This window comes from Candidatus Phytoplasma sp. AldY-WA1 (assembly GCF_020312115.2).
Classification (GTDB): Bacteria; Bacillota_I; Bacilli_A; order Acholeplasmatales; family Acholeplasmataceae; genus Phytoplasma; species Phytoplasma vitis.
This window is the reverse complement of sequence record NZ_JAHRHX020000075.1, coordinates 1-2,629: the sequence shown is the minus strand read 5'-3', so window position 1 is coordinate 2,629 and position 2,629 is coordinate 1. Positions and strand designations below refer to the sequence as shown.

The window sequence follows — 2,629 nt, the reverse complement described above, 5'->3', positions numbered from 1 at the left end:
ATAAATTTAAATACAACTAAATTTTAATAGACTCTCTCCGCGAGAGTCTTTTTTTTATACCATAAATTCCTTTTTTCACAACCACCATGTAAAGGCGTTAACAAATAATTGAAAAATATTAAAAGGAAGACAAAAACATTAATAAAATCATAAAAAACGTCATTTTTTGCTTATAATTTTTCTATTTTTTTTTATTAAACTAGAATATATATTAACCCACTCATTGTAGAAAAACAGAACTCTTTTTGCTTTCCATCGTCAAACAAAATCTGTAATCAAAATAGAGGACACTGAAAACCTTAAAAAAGCATGGTTAGCCTTGCAACCGAAATTCAAAAGATAGGATCTTAACGTTATTTCAAAAAAAGATATTTCAAAATTAATGGAATTATTTAATGTTAAGGTTTATTAGGGGTTTACTTAAAACCAAGAACAAATTTATTTAATCAAGTATTCCCTTAAGTCGATTACAAATTTACTTTAAACGAACTTTTAATATACGAAATAGCTATTGAAGAAGCATACATCTGTGGGGAAATTAGCAGCCCAAATTGATCCAAATGTCAATATTCACACAATTAATTTAAAATATGATGTTGATATTACCAAACAATAAGCTCTTAAAAAATATTTAATCGAAACCATTAAAGCTAATGATAGGATACATCAAATTAGGTTGTTACAACGTAGTATCTAACGAAGCAATCTTTTAGGTATATTATCCGATAGAGAACAAGCTACTCGGGATCGGATTAATAATTATGCTTGTGGTTCATATGTTAGTAATGATTATGATTGGGGTAATTGTTATTATAGAACCACTGACTCAAATATACAATTACTGTTACATAATTAAATACTATTTAAAAAAAGCAGAAAACATAAATCTCTCGATTTCTTACGACCAATATACTGCAATTTTAGACTGAAAAAAACAAAATAACTTAATTAATTTTCCACCATTAACAAAAGAATCAAATTATGAATGGAAAGTAGAAAACGATAATTATAATTTAACACAAACTTTTGAAACAAAAGATACAATTTATCATATAAATTGTTTTTCTGATTACCAAGAAAAATTAACACAATGGAAAATAACTGTTATATTAAACCAGGTGTCTATTATTCACATGACACAATAAGAGATAAATTCGGTTATTATTCACAAACCGTTTATGATGAAAAAAATAACAAATTATGGTATAAATATACTAAACGTTGGCTTTTTGATTCATGCATTTACGATACTAATGGAAAAATAATTTTTAACAATGTTGAAACTTATGAAACATCGGATCATTATTACGACACATTACCATCGCCAATTAAAAACCGACATTAACAAACCATTAACATAAAAAACTTTATTTTTAAACATCATTTTTTAAAATCTAAACTCTCATTCCGAGAGTTTTTTATTTAACGCACAACAAATCAAAAATGTCAAGGTTTTAAAAAACAAACTAACCAAAGTCACTAACTAAATCGGTGTCTTTTTTTTATAAAAAATCGTCCTAAACACGACATAAAATTGTTTAATTAAATAAAAAAATATATAATAAAAATATATTCAATTTCATTATTATTAGAAAGGAAACAAAATTTATGAATAATAATTTTTTTAAAAAACGTTCAATAATTATTATTATTATTATTTGTATAATAATTATTACAACTATTATATTTTTATATCGTAAAAGTAAAAAGAATAATGATAAACAAAAATTGGAATTACCAATTTTAGAACAAAAAAATCAAGAACCAATTAAAGAACAAAATAAAGAATCTCAATCATCTAAAAAAGAAAAAAACATAATTCTCCCTACTTCATCCAATCCATATGAATCTATACAAAGTTGGAAAATTACAATAAACAATTCTAATACAATAATAGAATCACCTTTTAAATGGAAAATAGAAAACGATAATTACAATTTAACACAAACAGTCGAAATTGAAAATACAATTTACCATATAAGTTGTTTATCTGATTATAAAGAAAAATTAATACAATGGAAAAACCAATGTTATTTTAAACCAGGTGATATACACAACGGTTTTGGAATTAGAAATAAAACAGAAGCAAATAAACTTTATACTGATTCTCATGTTAGTTCAATTCATTCATATAAACACGACAGAGAAATTTATCCTTATACAAGTTGCGATGATAATTATGTATATGTTGAAAGAAAATTTGGTATTCTTGCTTATGTCGGTCTTGATTTAGAAATTAGCGGATCAAACACCAATTTACGTTTAGATTATGCGAGAGATTGGAGATTTGATGGTTATTTCGACACAACAAAACCACCACAAAGACCTACAACAAATTATGAATATAAAAATAACAAAGTAATCAAAATAACAAACTATAACTCTAACAAAACCATCGATTTCGTTAATGAATACAACAATAACGAAAAACTGATTAAACAAACAAACTATACCACTGAAGGAATTATCAAAGATATTCACGAATACAACGAAGACAAAAATTAATTAAGAAAACAAAATATTACTCCGACGGAACCATTAAAAACATAAAAGAACACAAATCCGATGAAACAATAAAATAATAATATATTCAAACGTTAAAAAAAGATTTTCAATATTTAAAGTCTTT

At 24.7% G+C, this 2,629-nt stretch carries 2 protein-coding genes; both read left to right on the top strand.

Annotated features, from left to right (window positions below; genetic code table 11):
- The first annotated feature begins 1,090 nt into the window (after positions 1 to 1,090).
- A complete protein-coding gene (locus KTO59_RS03980) occupies positions 1,091 to 1,345 on the top strand; it encodes a hypothetical protein (RefSeq protein WP_284928757.1) in 255 nt (84 codons plus the stop codon).
- Between the two features lie 263 nt (positions 1,346 to 1,608).
- Complete coding sequence (locus KTO59_RS03975) at positions 1,609 to 2,505, top strand: DUF2963 domain-containing protein (protein WP_284928755.1); 897 nt, start codon at positions 1,609 to 1,611, stop codon at positions 2,503 to 2,505.
- The last annotated feature ends 124 nt before the right edge of the window (positions 2,506 to 2,629 follow it).

What these genes read in the sequence shown, in the direction of transcription:
- KTO59_RS03980 (WP_284928757.1), top strand. Translation starts at nt 1,091, where the DNA reads ATGGAAAATAACTGTTATATTAAACCAGGTGTCTATTATTCACATGAC.
- KTO59_RS03975 (WP_284928755.1), top strand. Translation starts at nt 1,609, where the DNA reads ATGAATAATAATTTTTTTAAAAAACGTTCAATAATTATTATTATTATT.